General features: G+C 37.1%; 11 protein-coding genes. 8 read left to right on the top strand and 3 right to left on the bottom strand.

What is annotated here, in order from left to right:
* The 5 genes from ABN763_RS14185 to ABN763_RS14165 form a co-directional block, all read left to right on the top strand.
* Positions 1–143: CAP domain-containing protein (locus ABN763_RS14185; RefSeq protein ID WP_410486147.1), on the top strand; the 143-nt coding region annotated here is incomplete at its 5' end.
* Positions 144–413: 270 nt separating this feature from the next.
* On the top strand, positions 414–1,022 hold the full coding sequence (locus ABN763_RS14180) for a TetR/AcrR family transcriptional regulator (protein WP_410486142.1): 609 nt from the start codon (positions 414–416) through the stop codon (positions 1,020–1,022).
* The gene (locus tag ABN763_RS14175) at positions 1,022–2,437 is read left to right on the top strand and encodes a TolC family protein (RefSeq protein ID WP_410486141.1); all 1,416 of its coding nucleotides are present in this window, start codon (positions 1,022–1,024) and stop codon (positions 2,435–2,437) included. The genes ABN763_RS14180 and ABN763_RS14175 overlap by 1 nt, the downstream gene beginning before the upstream one ends.
* 12 nt (positions 2,438–2,449) lie before the next feature.
* The gene (locus ABN763_RS14170; RefSeq protein WP_410486140.1) at positions 2,450–3,628 is read left to right on the top strand and encodes an efflux RND transporter periplasmic adaptor subunit; all 1,179 of its coding nucleotides are present in this window, start codon (positions 2,450–2,452) and stop codon (positions 3,626–3,628) included.
* A 10-nt stretch (positions 3,629–3,638) separates the two neighbouring features.
* Entirely contained in the window at positions 3,639–7,163 is a 3,525-nt protein-coding gene (locus tag ABN763_RS14165; RefSeq protein WP_410486139.1) for an efflux RND transporter permease subunit, read from the top strand.
* 67 nt (positions 7,164–7,230) lie between these two features.
* Here ABN763_RS14165 and ABN763_RS14160 read toward each other — a convergent pair whose 3' ends face one another.
* Together ABN763_RS14160 and ABN763_RS14155 are read right to left on the bottom strand one after the other, a co-directional pair.
* Positions 7,231–8,553 (bottom strand): RagB/SusD family nutrient uptake outer membrane protein, encoded by a 1,323-nt coding sequence (locus ABN763_RS14160; protein WP_410486138.1) that lies wholly within the window; start codon positions 8,551–8,553, stop codon positions 7,231–7,233.
* A gap of 10 nt (positions 8,554–8,563) precedes the next feature.
* The gene (locus ABN763_RS14155) at positions 8,564–11,536 is read right to left on the bottom strand and encodes a SusC/RagA family TonB-linked outer membrane protein (protein WP_410486137.1); all 2,973 of its coding nucleotides are present in this window, start codon (positions 11,534–11,536) and stop codon (positions 8,564–8,566) included.
* A 214-nt stretch (positions 11,537–11,750) separates the two neighbouring features.
* Here ABN763_RS14155 and aspS point away from each other — a divergent pair, with 214 nt between their 5' ends.
* From aspS to ABN763_RS14140, 3 genes are all read left to right on the top strand, one after another.
* On the top strand, positions 11,751–13,499 hold the full coding sequence (aspS, locus tag ABN763_RS14150; protein WP_410486136.1) for an aspartate--tRNA ligase: 1,749 nt from the start codon (positions 11,751–11,753) through the stop codon (positions 13,497–13,499).
* 183 nt (positions 13,500–13,682) lie between these two features.
* On the top strand, positions 13,683–15,461 hold the full coding sequence (locus ABN763_RS14145) for a chloride channel protein (protein WP_410486135.1): 1,779 nt from the start codon (positions 13,683–13,685) through the stop codon (positions 15,459–15,461).
* The gene (locus ABN763_RS14140; RefSeq protein ID WP_410486134.1) at positions 15,458–15,703 is read left to right on the top strand and encodes a hypothetical protein; all 246 of its coding nucleotides are present in this window, start codon (positions 15,458–15,460) and stop codon (positions 15,701–15,703) included. Before ABN763_RS14145 ends, ABN763_RS14140 begins: the two co-directional genes overlap by 4 nt.
* Positions 15,704–15,737: 34 nt before the next feature.
* Here the strand turns inward: ABN763_RS14140 and ABN763_RS14135 are convergent, their stop codons facing one another.
* Entirely contained in the window at positions 15,738–16,187 is a 450-nt protein-coding gene (locus tag ABN763_RS14135; protein ID WP_410486146.1) for a nucleoside deaminase, read from the bottom strand.
* Between the last annotated feature and the right edge of the window lie 31 nt (positions 16,188–16,218).

The raw sequence follows: 16,218 nt of genomic DNA, 5'->3' as shown, positions 1-16,218 counted from the left end.
CCCAGGGTGTAGTAAATGCATGGATTAATAGTGATAGCCACAGAGAAGTATTGGAAGATGATTTCTCGCATATCGGAATCTCCGCTAAAAAAGATAACAACGGAAAGTATTACTACACTACTATATTTTCTAAACTACAATAAATAACAAGACATAAAAACTTAGTTTGCGATTACATATTGATTGATTAGTTATTGAAAACTCCGGCAGCCCCAAGCTGGAGTTTTTGTATTTAAGACATTTCATAATTAAACAATGACCTAATAGTTCAGGTTTTCAAGCTCCTATAAACGTTTTGCATACGCTTATTTATCAACGAGTTAATCGATATTTAAATGAAATGTTAAATAATTGTAAAACTTAGGAAACTTTTGCCGTACATAAAGTTTCCTTAACTACTTTTACTGTCCACTATGAAAAATAAAATACTTCATAAAGCGACAGAAATGTTTTTGGACATTGGTTTCAAAAGCGTCACTATGGATGATCTTGCTGAAGAAATGGGAATCTCCAAAAAGACTATTTATACCCATTATGAAAACAAGACCAGACTAGTGGAGGCAAGTACATTTCACTTATTTGACAAAATTTGTATAGGAATTGATGCTATTTGTGAAAACACGCCAAATCCTATTGAAGAGCTTTATCATATAAAACGATTTGTGATGCTTCATCTAAAAAATGAAAAGGCATCACCGCAGTATCAACTTAAAAAATACTATCCGAAGATTTTCGAGAACCTTAGTTGGAAACAATTTGAGGTAATGCACGAAAGTGTATCAGAAAATTTGCAACGTGGAATCGATCAAGGAATTTTTAGAAAAGACCTTGATGTCGACTTTGTTGCACGTATGTACTTTAATGGAATGTCTGGTATTAAAGACGATAAATTATTTCCAAAAGAGACTTATACGGCGAACGATCTTATGGAGCATTATCTTGAATATCACCTTCGAGCCATTGTGACCGAAAAGGGTTTAACCGTACTTAATCAATTCATACAATCAAATCACGAACACTAATGATGCAGAAATTTGTATTACTAACAACCACCTTATTTTTTAGCATTGTAGCTTTTGCGCAGCAAAAGGAATACATCTTTTCACTAGATGAGGCAATAGAATTTGCGCTTGAAAATAATTATACAGCGATTAATGCTAATAGAGACATTGAAGCCGCTAAAAAACAAAAATGGGAAACAACCGCAAGCGGACTTCCTCAAATAAGCGCTAGCATTGAATATCAAAACTTTTTAAAGCAACCTGTGAGTCTATTACCGGCGGCGGCGTTCGATCCACTAGCTAGTTTAAGAGATATCGAGCAGTATTATAATCTTGACGCACTGCAAATACAGCAGTTTCCCGATCCGCCTGAAGGATTTATTCCGGTTGTATTTGGAACCAAGCAGGCGGTGAATGCGAATGTTAATGTTAACCAGTTAATTTTTGATGGGTCGTACATTGTAGCATTACAAGCGGCCAAAGCTTTTACGCAGTATTCCCAAAATTTTAAGGACAAGACTGATCTCGAAGTTCGAAAATCGGTAATTAGCGCATATGGTAATGTATTGTTATCTAAAGAAAATATTGCCATACTTAAAAAGAACAAAGAAGCACTTCAAAAAAACTTAGATGAAACAACCGCAACGTTCGAAAACGGATTGGCAGAAGAAGAAAGTGTAGAGCAGTTAAAAATCACCATGTCGAATGTTGAAAGTGGCTTGAATAACGCAGAACGGTTGCTGGGCATTACTGAAAAGCTATTGAATATTACTTTAGGTATTCCCGTTGAGTCGAAAGTAACTTTGACTGAAGAATTAGATAAACTGGCGGTTCAAAATATTGAACCGGTACTGTTGGCTAATGAATTGACACTTACTAACAATGTGGATTTCAAAATTGCGGAAAACCTAACGATTCAAAGGGAGCTTGAGCTTAAAAATGAAAAGGCAAAGGCCTTGCCATCATTATCGGCGTTTTTGAATGCAGGATACAATGGTAATAGTGACACTTTTACTTTTTTGGATAGCGATCAACGTTGGTTTGGACAGGCTTTGGTTGGTGCCCGTTTGAATGTGCCAATTTTTAGTTCTTTGGGCAGAAGTGCTAGAACACAACGTGCAAAAATTGCTTTCGATCAAGCAAAAACACAGTTAACAGAAACTGAGCAACGTATCAAACTACAAACCGAGCAAGCTAAAAGCAATTATAGCTTTGCTATAGAACAATATGATACCTCAAAGGAAAATTTGAATTTAGCCGAGCGTATTGAGCGTAAAAATCAAACAAAATTTTCTGAAGGTATTGCTAGTAGTTTCGAGCTGCGTCAGGCACAAACACAATTATATTCAGCCCAGCAAGAATATTTAAATGCCATGATTAATGTCATTAATAACAAAGCTGAATTAGAAACAATATTGAATACTATCTCAAATTAATCAATCAAAAAAATGAAACAGACATTATTATACATCGTTATCTCATTAGTATTTATCGCTTGTGGAGGATCTGGAGCGACCGGAGACAAGGACGTGGCAGCGATTATCGAAAATGGAGATTTAGCTGCAATGAAAGAAATGAAAGAAAATCTTGCTGCTGAACAAACTGCTCTAGAAAGTAAGATTAAACTATTAGAAGATGAGATTAGCAAAAAAGATACCACCAAAAGGTTACCACTAGTAACTGTTTTTAAGGCTAAAGACACTGTTTTTACTCACTTTTTAGAGTTACAAGGAAGCGTTGCTACCAAACAAAATGTGGTTATTTATCCTGAAATGTCGGGAACGTTACTACAGGTGTATGCTAAAGAGGGACAAAGGGTTCGTAAAGGGCAATTGTTAGCGCGCATCGATGATGGTGGAATGAGTCAGCAAGTGGCGCAATTGCAGGTACAGGCGGAGTTGGCAAAGACTACTTTCGAACGACAAAAAAGACTTTGGGAACAGAATATTGGATCTGAAATCCAATACCTACAAGCTAAAACAAATTATGAGGCAACCCAAAATGCGGTGAAACAAGCAAAAAGTCAGCTGGGTAAGTCGACCATTGAAGCACCGTTTTCTGGTGTGATTGATGAAGTAATTACAGAACAAGGCACTGTTGTAGCTCCTGGTCAATCAATGATATTTAGGTTGGTTAACTTAAGTGATATGTACATTAATGCCGACGTTCCTGAGACCTATATAACTAGTATAAAGAAAAACAAGAAAGTAGAAGTTAACTTTCCGGTGTTAGGAAAGAATGTGGATGCTAAAATTCGTCAATCTAGTAATTTCATCAATCCTGCGAATAGAACTTTTACAGTCGAAATAGCTGTGCCAAATAAAGACGGTGAGATCAAACCAAACCTTACCGCGAGATTACGTATTAATGATTATACGAATGAAAAAGCTATTTTGGTTCCGCAAAGTATTATTTCAGAAAATGCCAATGGAGATCAATATGTATACGTGGTTGAAAATAGAACAGGTAATAATGAAGCGACTGCCACACAACGTATTATTACTACAGGAAAGACACAAGCAGGTGTTATCGAAGTGTTAGACGGATTATCTGCCGGTGATGAAATCATCGAAGAAGGTGCCCGTAGTGTAAAAGATAAGCAGGGAGTGAAAATAATGAACGATTAAACCAACCACCATGCAACAAAAGAAAAAGAAAGTAGATAAAGAGTTTGGCTTATCATCATGGGCCATTAACAATAAAACGACCATTTATGTTTTAATGGTGCTGTTCTTATTCCTTGGTGTCCAAGCATATTTTAGTATGCCACGTGAAAATTTCCCTGAGATTAAGGAAACCAAAATTTACATAAGTTCTTTATACCCAGGTAATACTGCTGAAGATGTCGAAAAGTTGATCACGGATCCCTTAGAAGACAAATTAAAGAATCTAAGTAATGTAGTCGAAATTACTTCAAATTCGCAAGAAGATTATTCAATGATCATTGTTGAGTTTGACGAAAGTATTACTGTTGATCAAGCTAAGCAAAAAGTAAAAGATGAGGTAGATCAGGAAACTTCAGGTGAAGATTGGCCAACCTTTAATAATGCTAAGGTAGAACCTAACATATTCGAATTGAGTATGTCCGAGGAGTTTCCTATTGTAAACATTAATATCTCTGGAGATTACCCTGTAGACAAGCTAAAGGAATTTGGGGAGTACCTTCAAGATGAAATTGAAGACTTAGATGAAATAAAGAAGGTCGATATACGTGGGGCACAAGAGAAAGAAGTTGAGGTTGCTGTTGACATTTACAAAATGATGGCTGCTCAAATAAGCTTCAACGATATTATTTCTGCAATACAAAATGGGAACACCACGCTCTCAGCTGGTAATTTAATCGCCAGTGGTCAGCGTCGTACCATGCGAATACTTGGTGAAATTGAAGACCCTGCTGAGTTGAATGATTTTGTGATCAAATCAGAGAACAATAAACCAGTTTATCTCAAAGATGTTGCAAGGGTAAGTTTTAAAGACAAGGACAAAACAACCTATGCTCGTAAGTTTGGCGATCCGGTGGTGATGCTAGACATTAAGAAGCGATCTGGTAAAAATGAAGTAGCAGCTGTAGAAAAGGTTAGAAAAATAGTAGCAGATACCAAAGCTGATATTTTTCCTAAAAATCTAGTAGTTGATATCACAAACGATCAATCTAGTAAAACTATTGGCCAAGTTGATGATCTGGTAAACAACATCATTTTTGGGATTATTCTGGTAGTAACCGTGCTAATGTTTTTCTTAGGATTTAAAAACGCCTTGTTTGTTGGTTTTGCCATCCCGATGTCAATGTTTATGTCATTGATGGTACTTGAAATGCTTGGTTATACAATGAACACCATGATCTTATTTGGTCTGATAATGGGACTTGGGATGCTGGTAGATAATGGTATTGTTGTTGTCGAAAATGTGTATCGCTTGATGGATGAAGAAGGATTAACTAGAATACAGGCGGCAAAAAAGGGGATCGGAGAGATTGCCTTTCCAATTATAATATCAACAGCCACTACGGTAGCAGCCTTTATTCCATTGGGATTGTGGCCTGGACTTATGGGGCAGTTCATGATTTATTTCCCAATAACATTATCAGTAGTTCTTGGTTCATCACTTTTTGTGGCGATATTCTTTAACTCCGTTTTAGTGTCCCAATTTATGACTACTGAGGACAAGGAAATGTCATTGAAACAAATTGTGCGAATCACTTCAATCGTTGGTGGGATAGGTCTGGTGATCATGATTTTCGGTGGTGAGTTTAGAGCATTTGGAACACTCATGGTTGTAACCTCTGCTATGCTATGGATATATCGACTTATTTTGCGAAAAATGGCCAACAATTTTCAAACAAAAACTTTGGTTAGGTTAGAAAATTGGTACCGTCGTCAACTTGGTAGGGCGCTTACGGGCAGAAGACCTTACTTTTTAGCAGTGGGTATTTTTACCATGCTTATTCTTGCCTTTATGGCATTTGGAGCTTCGGTAGCATCACAAAGAACAAAGATCGAATTCTTTCCCGACAATAAACCAAATCAAATTATTGTCTATATCGAATATCCTGAAGGAACTGATATTGAAAAAACCAATAGAATTACGAAAGAAATTGAAACGAGAGTGTATGACGTATTAAACGCGAACACCTATGTTGATGACGATTATAACTTTTTGGTTGAAAGTGCTGTTTCGCAAGTAGGCGAAGGCGCCGGTAACCCAATGACTGATGGTGGCTCTGCTGCAGAGATGCCGCATAAAGGAAAGATCACGGCGTCTATGCGCGAATATAAGTACCGTCGAGGGGAAGACAGTGAAGTGTTACGTACTAAAGTACAAGAAGCATTATCGGGTATTTATCCCGGAGTACTAATTTCAGTGGAAAAAGATGCAAATGGTCCACCGGCTGGCCCACCGGTAAATATTGAATTGGAAGGGAATAATTATGAAGAGTTGGTGGTTACCGCAGAACAGATGCGTAACTATATAAATTCCAAAAATATTCCTGGGATTGACGAGCTTAAAATTGATGTAAACAAAGGAAAACCATCAATGCAAATTAATGTTGATCGTAAAAAAGCCGGGGAGCTTGGTGTTAGCACTGGTCAAGTAGGACAGCAACTACGAAACTCAATTTTTGGAGCAAAAGCGGGTATTTATAAGGAAGATGGAGAAGATTATGATATCTATGTTCGTTTTGACGAGAGAAACAGATATAACACCAGTGCAATATTTAATCAAAGCATCACTTTTAGAGATCAGGCATCTGGAAAAATAAAAGCAATACCTATTTCTGCGGTGGCTAAACGTTCAAATAGTTCAGGTTTCAATACCATTAAACATAAAGACACCAAACGGGTAGTTACAGTATATTCTGGTCTTGCACCTGGATTTACCGATGCTGGAGCCATTGTAAGTCAGATTCAAAAGGAGATGGAAAACTTTAATGGACTGCCTGAAACTGTAAAGATTGATTACACCGGTCAGATAGAAGAGCAGGAAAAAGAAATGAACTTTTTGATGGGAGCATTTTTTTCAGGCTTGTTCTTGATTTTCTTGATATTGATTTTACAATTTAACTCCGTATCAAAACCAGCAATTATTATGATTGCTATCTTCTTAAGTTTAATCGGCGTATTTGGAGGAATCGTAATTACTGGTGCATCTTTTGTGATTTTGATGACCATGATGGGAATTATTTCATTAGCTGGTATTGTGGTAAACAACGGGGTGGTACTACTTGATTACGCACAATTGTTGTTGGATCGTAAACGAGTAGAATTAGACCTTGCTGATGATGAGCATTTATCAATTGATGATATTCGAGATAGTATTGTAAAAGCAGGAAAAGCGCGTTTGCGCCCGGTATTGTTAACAGCTATTACTACCATTTTAGGATTAATTCCACTAGCAATAGGTTTGAATCTTAATTTCTTTACGTTGTTTAGTGAATTTGATGCAAATTTATATTTCGGGGGTGACAATGTTATTTTCTGGGGACCACTAGCATGGACGGTAATTTACGGATTACTAATCGCTACCTTCTTAACCTTGATCATCGTACCAGTATTGTTTTACATTGTGCATAAGATCAAAATTCGATTTAGAAATTGGAGAGGAAAAGGCGTACAAGAAGTGGTTTTGGAAACCCCTGTTTTAAAGGAAAAATCGGCAGCCTAAGTCCGATGAGTTTAAAAATAAAAAGGGAAGCCAACGGCTTCCCTTTTTTATATGAATAATTCTAATTCTATTCGTTTTCCGTAAGTGGTGTTGGGAAAACATTGAATATTTGATCACCTGCTCTATCGATTGGTAAGGTGTTAGAAAGATTATATCTTCTAAGATCAAACATTCTATGATTTTCTGCCCATAAAGAATACCTACGTTGATTGAGCATTTCTGTGGTAAGATCCTCAGCCGTAGCAGCAGCAGTATCGCCTAATCCGGCTGCATTTCTAATAACATTAAGTGCACTAGCAGCATCAGTTAAATCGGTTGCACTACCCATACCAATTTTTGCTTCGGCGTAGATTAGTATTAATTCTTCATTTCTAATTATATCAATCGGAGATACATTTGTTTCATAAAGTTCTGTTTGATTTGAACCTGTTAAACCATCTTGAGTAGTTGCGTTCGCTCTCACACTTGTTTTGTTGGTTACTCTTGTGTCGCCAGCTTCGGCATCGTTAATCCAGCTATTATGAACTATTATTTGATCCCCATTATTGTCCGTGATCTTAAATAAATCATTGGTGATATCACCTGCACCTAGACTAAATACATGTTTTGGGCCAACGGTAAGTTCTCCATTTAAATCCAAAAAAGAGGCATTTAAGGCTGTCATTGTGCCGCTAAAATCACTGGCATATAACGCGGCAACTGCAGCAATTGCCCGATTAAACTCAACAAATGTACTTGGTGAATCAAATCCAGCAAAGCCTCCTAAGTCAAAAGCAAAATCTCCTCCGGCAGCATTAAGATCAGTTAATGCTTCATCTAGAAGTGAGCGTATAGCAGTAAGTGCAGCGTCAAATTCAAGAATTGGGCCTAGATTGTCTGGATCAGAGACATCAATACGCGCTCTTCCATACGATTTCAGCACATCAATAAGTTCATGAGCAATTATTGTTTTAGCAAAACCTGAATACCCTGATCGTTGTGCATCTGTAATTGCATCTGTATTCGCAACAGACTCCAGTAATATGTTAGCATTCTTAATAGCTCTATATCTACCTGCCCATGGTGCAGTAGAGTAAAAAGAGTTGTTGTCAAGAGTAGCTCCATCAGCCCCAAGTAAATCTCCTGTATTTCGCGGATCTGCATCGAACAAATAAAGTTCACGTGCCATAGTACCACTACCTGTGGTTTGAATGCCTAGACCGTTTCGCATAGTAGCTTCAACACCTACCACCAAATTATTTAATTGGTTAACAGAAGCGCCTGTTAGAACACCTTCTAGACTTGGTCTATTAGGATCTACTTGTTCATCAAATGAACATGAGGTTAATGCCAAAGACAATGCAATGGCAACCACAAATAATGTATTTATTTTTTTATGAATTGATTTCATTGCTTTTATTTTAGAAATTAACATTTAAGTGTAAGTAAAATTGTTTTGAAGAAGGGAATGGGGTCACTTCAATACCACTAGATAAACCAGCACCACCATTTGTGGAGACTTCAGGATCATAACTACTATAATCAGTTATTGTAAAGATATTTCTGCCTGACACACCTATTCTTATACCATCAATAGCATCACCTAACCAGTTTATTGATTTTGAAGGAATGTTATAGTAAACTGCCGCTTCACGTAGCCTTAAATATCCTGCTGGTTCAATAAATCGTTCAGCAACAAAACCTAACGTAGTACGCTGTTGTCCTGCGACTGTTTCTAAATCTGGAGTAGTACCACCTAAATCAGTTAACAATTTTGAAAGGTTGATATTCTCACCTCCTTGTTTCCAATGTAATAAGAATGAAATATCCCAGTTTTTGGCAATAGTCAATTGATTTGAAAATGACATTTGGAAATCTGGTTCAACATCACCAATCTGTGTCGGAACCCCATTTACATTACCAGCTAACTGAGTTACTGGTTGACCTTCTTCAATATAAAAGGTTCCAAGGCCTAAACCAAAGCCTGCTCCTGGTTGAGGAAATGCAGGAACGTCAAGTCTTGTTACTTCAGATCGGTTTAACCAAAATTGTACCCCAGAATTCCAAATAAAATTCTCATTTTGAAAAGCGTCAATATTAATACCAAGTTCAACCCCTGTATTTTTAAGGTCTGCCAAATTAGTAGTTTCTGTGCCAAAGCCAGAAGATGTAGGTAGTGTTCTACTAAGAATAAGGTCATTTACCTTTCTGTTGTAATAAGTAAACTCTAAACCTATCTTATTAGCTATTCTGGTATCAATACCTACTTCAAATTCAGCTGAAGTTTCAGGTTCTATACCCGCATCACCTTTAAGTGCGCTAATACTAGAACCTCCATTTCCGCCAACAGAAATTTGATTTAAACTGGTAAATGCTGATCCAAATGTAGCCGAAGACCCCGTTTCTCCATAAGCAGCCCTGAGTTTAAATTGACTGAACATTTCTGAACTCCAAAAATCAAAGTTGTTGAAGTTTAAAGCTACAGAAGCTCTAGGAAAACCGTAGAATTTGTTAGGATCGCCGTTTAAGGTAGATTTGTCAATACGATAACCTAAGGTTGCTATAATTTGATCTTTATAATTTCCTTCAATCTGACCGAAATATCCAAATTCTTTAACAGTAGAAACAGCTTGTGTAATTGATTGTGCAGAGCCTTGTCCTAATGTAGTTTGATTCGGAATTAATTGAGTCGCCTGATTAAATACAATATCGGCCTGTTGTTCTAGATAAGAAATACCGGCCTGAGTGGTTAACCCCAAATCACCATTCATGGCATCGTTATTCCAAATTGCAATACCTTGATAGTTTAGATTGGTGAAATTGTTTTTACCAACACCTATAAATCCGTTTTGATTACCTCTTTGTGCTTGATGAGTTTCAGGAACATAAACGTAAGTTTCATTAGCCAAGAAATCTAAGCCCCCATTAAATACTAAACGTACGCGATTTCTTTCTCCATTGTAAAGATTTGTAGTAACCTTTAATCCTTGTATAAATCGATTGTTTTCATCTTCATTAGTCGCTTGATCCCTTACAAAAATCGGGTTACCAGAATAATTGGGATTATCTGGATAATTACCTAATGCATCTGGAAATTGATTAACCCATGGACGGGTAAAAGCCAATGTATAACCATAGCTCAAACCTCCTTCATTCTCATTTCCTGTAAAACTTCTACTAGAAGCACTATTTACATAATTTGAGCTGGTTGAAATGCTAAAGGTCTTAGATATTTGATGATCAATGTTAGCTCTTATGGAAAAACGTTCAAAGCCTGTACGTTTTATAATACCATCCTCATCTCTATAGGAAGCACCTACATAAAATCTGGTTTTATCATTACCTCCACTGGCGCTAATTTTTGTTTCAGTAATGAATCCTGTTTCTCCATAAATTTCATCTTCATAATCGATTAATCCTCCATTACTAATAGCATTATTAAATGCTGCTACTTCAGCTTCTGCTGCTGCTCTTGAATCTGCTTCCGCTGCTGGATCATCTGGATTAGGAGTAAAAAATTGATTAAATACACTTTCGGCCGTCCACTGTCTTAAACCTAAGGGATTGTTAATGGTATTGAAACCAGTGTCTTGTTTAAAATTAATAGTAGTCTTACCGTTTTTACCTTTTTTAGTAGTGATAATTACAACTCCAGCATTTGCACGAGTACCATAAATGGCTGCAGCTGAAGCTCCTTTTAATACCTCAATATTCTCAATATCGTTCGGGTCGAGATCGGCAATTCTGTTTGATGAGTTTTCTTCGTTACCTCGATTTGCACCAGATGCAAATCGCAATCCAGAAGGAATTTCAGCGTTGTTGATGTAAACTCCGTCTACAATAAATAATGGTTGGTTATTCCCATTAATTGAAGATATACCTCTTAATCTTAAAGCAAAACCTCCACCGGGGGCACCCGAAGATGATGTTATATTAACTCCTGTTAACTTGCCATATAATGCACCATCCAGAGTGGTTTGCGCCGTTGTACCTACTAACTCTTCGGAAGAAACAGTAGAAACTGCATTTGCTAGATTACTTCTTTTTATCGAAGTACCTAAACCCGTAACAACAACTTCATCTAGCTGTTCCGCAGATTCATCTAAAGCAACATTCACTCCTGAAATACTAGTAACTCGTATTTCTTTGGTTTCGAAACCTAAAGATGAAAAGACTAAGGTAGCAGGCAGCTCTCCTACAGTAAGGGAAAAATTTCCGTCAAAATCTGTGGTTGTGCCATTAGAGGTACCTTTTTCGACTACTGTTGCTCCAGGCAGAGGACTCCCATTACTGCCATCGGTGACATTACCGGTGATCGTTTGCTGTGCAAAAGCCCATACTGGCAAAAAGGCAAGCACAGCAAAAAATGCCTTTTTAGGTAAAAGATGTTTCATAATTATCAGTTTTTGATTCGTTATGTTAACAAATTAGTAATTATTTTACCATTAAGAGCAGAATTTTTCGATAAATGTGTTCTGAACAATTGTTTTTAACAAGAAAATCATTAATGTGTAATTTCTGACAAAAAGATTCTAATCTCAATTCATAGGCGCTTTTATGGATTAAGAAGTTTAACTTATTAAATTTGCAGCCAGTAAAAAACAAGCAATGTATAGAAGTCATAATTGTGGTGAATTAAGAATTGGGGATGTAGGAAAACAAGTTATACTCTCAGGGTGGGTACAACGTATAAAAAACCGCGGAGTATTAAACTGGGTTGTAGTTCGCGATCGTTACGGGACTACTCAGCTTGTATTTGATGAAGAACGCTCTGCTGCTGATTTGTTAGAGCAGTCGAAAACCTTAGGTCGCGAATTTGTAATTCAAGCCGAAGGAACCGTGATCGAACGAGAATCGAAAACCCAAAGTATGACTACCGGAGATATTGAAATTTTGGTAACCAAACTAACTATTTTAAACGCAGCGGAAACACCACCATTTACGATTGAGGATGAAACCGATGGCGGCGATGATCTTCGCATGAAATATCGTTACCTTGATATACGTCGTAATCCAGTAAAAAACAGTTTGATTTTTCGCCACAAAGTGGCGATGGAGGTACGTACATACCTCTCAAATCAAGATTTTATTGAGGTGGAGACCCCTTATTTAATTAAATCTACTCCGGAAGGGGCTCGTGATTTTGTAGTGCCAAGCCGTATGAACGAAGGCCAATTTTATGCATTACCACAATCGCCTCAAACGTTTAAGCAATTGCTTATGGTGGGTGGTATGGATAAGTATTTTCAGATTGTGAAGTGTTTTCGCGATGAGGATTTGCGCGCTGACCGCCAACCGGAATTTACGCAGATAGATTGCGAAATGGCATTTGTAGAACAAGAAGATATCCTGAATACATTTGAAGGTTTGACCCGTCATTTATTAAAAGAAATTAATGGTGTAGAGGTCGACAAGTTTCCAAGAATGCTATATGAGGATGCCATGCGTTTGTATGGTAACGATAAGCCTGATATTCGTTTCGGAATGCAGTTTGGTGAACTGAATGAAGTGGCGCAACATAAGGAGTTTAATGTTTTTAATAAGGCTGAGTTAGTAGTTGGCATTGCTGTTCCTGGCGCAAATATATTTACCAGAAAAGAGATTGATAAATTAATCGATTGGGTTAAACGACCACAAGTTGGAGCTATGGGAATGGTGTATGTTCGCTGTAATGAAGATGGATCCTACAAATCCTCAGTCGATAAGTTTTATGATCAAGCTGATCTTGCTAAGTGGGCTGAAGTGACTGGAGCCAGCGCTGGCGACTTAATTTGTGTATTATCAGGTGAGAAAGATAAAACTAGAGGTCAGCTAAGTGCGCTGCGAATGGAATTAGCAGAACGCCTAGGTCTGCGTAACCCGGATGAATTTGCACCACTTTGGGTAATCGATTTCCCTTTGCTTGAATGGGATGAAGAATCAGAGCGTTATCATGCAATGCATCATCCATTTACCTCACCAAAACCGGGTCAAATTGATCTTCTGACTACTAAACCAGGCGAAGTTAAAGCTAATGCCTATGATTTAGTTTTAAACGGGAATGAAATAGGAGGAGGCTCTATCAGAATCCATGATAAAGAAACCCAGGCACTCATGTTCGATTATTTAGGGTTTACTCCTGAAGAAGCGAAAGCACAATTCGGATTTTTAATGGATGCTTTTCAATATGGTGCACCACCTCATGGAGGTATCGCATTTGGTTTAGATAGGCTCGTTTCTATTTTAGGAGGTCAAGAAACCATACGTGATTTTATCGCATTTCCTAAAAATAATTCTGGTAGAGACGTGATGATCGATGCGCCAGCACCCATTGATAATGAGCAATTAAAAGAGCTAAATTTAAAGCTGGATTTATAACACACAATTCAACTTTTAAAAATAAAAGACCTATAGGCACTATGTAGCTTGTAGGTCTTTTTTCTTATTTTTAAGTGCTGCTAGTTAATTGTTTATGAAATGGGCTATTACAAAATTTGGATGCCGAACTAGATGCTTATCAGCGAATTACATCTGACCTTTTAGAAATAATAAACCAAACAGGTGAAACAAAACTACTACTTCAAGAAATTTCTAATTTGGAAGTATAAGAACATTTCTGAAAAAACCTTCATTTTAATTTTAAGCACCTTAGTTGGATTGTTAGCAGGATTAGCAGCAGTATTCATTAAGAATATTACGTATGCAATTGAGGCGGCTTTAGAAGATGGCATCGTTTTTTCTAAAAACCAGCTATATTTTATTCTACCGGTAATTGGGTTATTATTGGTTTTTCTTTTTGTAAAGTTTATCAGCAAAAAACCAATTGAGCATGCGATTCCATCAATACTATATTCCTTATCAAAAAAAAATGGGTTTTTAGCTAGCACAAAGATTTATTATCCGCTTATTACAGCACCATTAACGGTTGGGTTTGGAGGTTCGGTAGGGCTTTTGGGACCAGCAGTAGCCTCCGGTGCTGCATTAAGCTCTAATGTTGGGAGCCTATTTCACTTAAAGGGGAAAACGAAAATGTTACTGATTGCCTGTGCATCGGCAGGGGCAATTTCGTCTATTTTTCAATCTCCGATCGCTGCAATAATTTTTGCAGTTGAAGTGTTTAGTCTTGACCTCACATTTGCTTCTTTATTACCCTTGTTGCTGGCATCTATATCATCAATTATTACTTCTTACTTTTTTAGGGGGGACGCTATTCTGTTTGATTTTTTAGTGACGGATAAGTTCGAAATTAAGGATACCTTATTTTATGCTTTACTAGGTGTTGCGACTGCATTTGCATCGATATATTTTACAAAAATGTATTTCGCAATCATTCAATTTTTTAACAGGTTCAAAAGTCCGATTAAAAAATTATTGGTAGGAGGATTGACTATAGGGGGCATGCTTTATTTTATTCCTCCATTATATGGTGAAGGTTTCGGTTTTATTAATAGTTTGTTAGAAGGAGATCATATGAAGGCATTAGGAAAAACACCTTTTGATTCGTATGTAGAAAACATTTGGGTGGTTATCGGCTTATTGATAGGAATTACTATTTTCAAAGCGGTTGCGATGACTACGACGTTCGCAGCAGGTGGCGCAGGGGGAATTTTTATTCCTTCACTAGTAATGGGTAGTGCCTTAGGGAATGTAGTGGCTAAAATCATCAATAATTTAGGGCTTGGTTTTAACGTATCAGAGTCTAATTTTACCCTGATAGGAATGGCGGGATTAGTAGCCGGAGTACTTCACGCACCTTTAACATCTATTTTTTTGATTGCTGAAATCACCGGAGGTTATCAGTTATTTGTCCCGCTAATGATTACTGTTGCTATTTCATTTATTATAACTAAAAATACGCTTGAACATACCATTTATACTAAAGAATTAGCAGAGCAAGGAGCGTTATTAACACACAATAAAGATCAAACCGTACTTACATTAATGACTTTAGATAGTGTTATAGAAAACAATTTTGTTGCGTTACACCCAGAGATGAAGTTACGCGGAATGCTTCATGATGGTGTAGCCAAATCAACTAGAAATTTATTCCCTGTAGTTGATGAAAATGGTCACCTACAAGGGGTAGTACTTCTTGATGATATCCGGGAGTTTATGTTTGATACAAGCTTATATGATGTTACTTTTGTAAAAGAATTAATGCAAAACCCACCAGCACTTATTCATCAAGAAGGAGATTCGATGAAAACAGTTATGCAGAAATTTCAAGATAGTGGTGCTTGGAATTTGCCGGTAGTAAAAAATGGTAAATATGTTGGTTTTGTGTCGAAGTCTAAATTGCTAACAGCCTACAGAAGAAAGCTAATCGATTTTACGGGATGAAATATGTTTTAAGGATTTTATTAGTGGCTATTATAGGCGGAGTTGCGGTTGGTTATTACTACCGGAACACCGGTGATTATCCTACAGGCGATAAAATAATAGGGATTAGCATTTTGGCATTATCTTTTATTTTGATGCCGCTCTTTATTTATCATCGATACAAGAACAAAGATTTAAGCGGTTATCAGCTATTTCCTGAAACTGATGATGAAAAAGATGGAGATAAAAGTAAGTTGAATTGAAATCTGTTTGTGCTTACTTGGAGTCAGTAGGTTATTAATTCAAATTTCGTTTTTCAATAAAAAAACGTTTCATAATCTGGCTGCATTCGGCTTCTAAAACTCCTCCTTTAACTTTTGTTTTTGGATGCAGTTGTGTACCCATAGATTGGTATCCTCTTTTATCATCTGATGCACCGTAAATAATTTCTGAAATTTGACTCCAGTATAAGGCGCCTGCACACATTTGACAGGGTTCTAAGGTGACGTACAATTTACAACCTGTTAAGTATTTTCCTCCTAAAAAGTTCGACGCTGCAGTAATTGCTTGCATCTCTGCATGAGCAGTAACATCATGTAATGTTTCAGTCAAATTATGACCCCTTGCGATAATACGATTATCAACAACCACAATAGCGCCTACAGGCACTTCACCTTTATCAAAAGCAGCTTCCGCCTCTTGTAAGGCCTTTTTCATATAATATATATCGTCAAAAGGTGTGATCATACGCTGTAAAAATACAATTTCAACTTGTACC

The sequence above is a fragment of the Spongiivirga sp. MCCC 1A20706 genome, assembly GCF_046524175.1.
GTDB lineage: Bacteria > Bacteroidota > Bacteroidia > Flavobacteriales > Flavobacteriaceae > Spongiivirga.
This window is presented reverse-complemented; position numbering and strand designations above follow the sequence as displayed.

Coding starts and splice junctions, on each gene's coding strand:
- ABN763_RS14180 (WP_410486142.1), top strand. CDS start 414: ATGAAAAATAAAATACTTCATAAAGCGACAGAAATGTTTTTGGACATT.
- ABN763_RS14175 (WP_410486141.1), top strand. CDS start 1,022: ATGATGCAGAAATTTGTATTACTAACAACCACCTTATTTTTTAGCATT.
- ABN763_RS14170 (WP_410486140.1), top strand. CDS start 2,450: ATGAAACAGACATTATTATACATCGTTATCTCATTAGTATTTATCGCT.
- ABN763_RS14165 (WP_410486139.1), top strand. CDS start 3,639: ATGCAACAAAAGAAAAAGAAAGTAGATAAAGAGTTTGGCTTATCATCA.
- ABN763_RS14160 (WP_410486138.1), bottom strand. CDS start 8,553: ATGAAATCAATTCATAAAAAAATAAATACATTATTTGTGGTTGCCATT.
- ABN763_RS14155 (WP_410486137.1), bottom strand. CDS start 11,536: ATGAAACATCTTTTACCTAAAAAGGCATTTTTTGCTGTGCTTGCCTTT.
- aspS (WP_410486136.1), top strand. CDS start 11,751: ATGTATAGAAGTCATAATTGTGGTGAATTAAGAATTGGGGATGTAGGA.
- ABN763_RS14140 (WP_410486134.1), top strand. CDS start 15,458: ATGAAATATGTTTTAAGGATTTTATTAGTGGCTATTATAGGCGGAGTT.
- ABN763_RS14135 (WP_410486146.1), bottom strand. CDS start 16,187: ATGATCACACCTTTTGACGATATATATTATATGAAAAAGGCCTTACAA.